Raw genomic sequence first — 1,135 nt, 5'->3', positions numbered from 1 at the left:
ATGCCGACATCAGCTGCTGCAGTTACCTGTATTATCCCGAACCCTTCGGCTTTGACCGGGCTGACTGGCCCAATATCGACGCCTGGCTGACCCGCATCAGCGCGGTTCCAGGCTGGAAACACCCCTATGATTTGATGCCCGGCAACCCGTCGGACCGGGCGTGAGGAGAGCAAAATGACTGATGCATATATCTATGACGCCCTGCGGACCCCGCGCGGCAAGGGACGCAAAGACGGCAGCCTGCATGAGGTGACCTCGGTCCGCCTGTCGGCCCTGACGCTGAACGCGATCAAGGAGCGCAACAACCTGGAAGGCCATGCGGTCGAGGATGTGATCTGGGGCAATGTCACTCAGGTGATGGAACAGGGCGGCTGCCTGGCGCGCTCGGCTGTTCTCGCCTCGGACTTGGACGAGCGTATTCCCGGCCTGGCGATCAACCGCTTCTGCGCCTCTGGCATGGAAGCCGTTAACCTGGCCGCCAACCAGGTGAAGGGCGGCGCGGGCGATGCCTATATCGCAGGGGGTGTTGAGATGATGGGCCGGGTGGCCATGGGCAGCGACGGCGCAGCAATTGCCGTGGACCCGAGCCTGGCGATGGACACCTATTTTGTGCCGCAGGGCATTTCCGCGGATATCATCGCAACTGAGTATGGCTTTACCCGTGATCAGGCCGATGCACTGGCGATGGAGAGCCAGCGCCGGGCCAAAGCCGCGTGGGACGATAACCGCTTTGCCAAATCGGTGATCACGGTGCGCGACCAGAACGGGCTGGCGATCCTGGATCACGACGAATACATGCGCCCCGGTACCGACATGCAGGCGCTGGGATCACTGAACCCGGCGTTCCAGATGATGGGCGAGCAGATGCCCGGTTTCGACAAAGTGGCGATGATGAAATACCCGCATCTGGAGCGGATCAATCATATCCACCATGCGGGCAACTCATCCGGTATTGTGGACGGCGCCGCGGCCTTGCTGATCGGCAACAAGGAATTCGGTGAGAAGCACGGGCTGAAACCGCGCGCCCGCATCAAGGCGACCGCCAAGATCGGCACCGATCCGACCATCATGCTGACCGGCCCGGTGCCGGTGACCGAGAAGATCCTGACCGACAACGGCATGAAAATCGGCGACC

At 61.9% G+C, this 1,135-nt stretch carries 1 protein-coding gene and 1 pseudogene; both read left to right on the top strand.

Annotated features, from left to right (window positions below; all coding sequences use genetic code 11):
* A pseudogene (locus A2I95_RS40870) lies at nucleotides 1-164 on the top strand (glutathione S-transferase); the annotation flags it as partial.
* 10 nt (nucleotides 165-174) lie between these two features.
* Nucleotides 175-1,135: acetyl-CoA C-acyltransferase (locus A2I95_RS40865; protein WP_291738010.1), on the top strand; the 961-nt coding region annotated here is incomplete at its 3' end.

The organism is Leisingera sp. F5 (genome assembly GCF_001593695.1).
The sequence above is the reverse complement of the archived record's forward strand: the minus strand, read 5'-3'. Positions and strand labels throughout refer to the sequence as shown.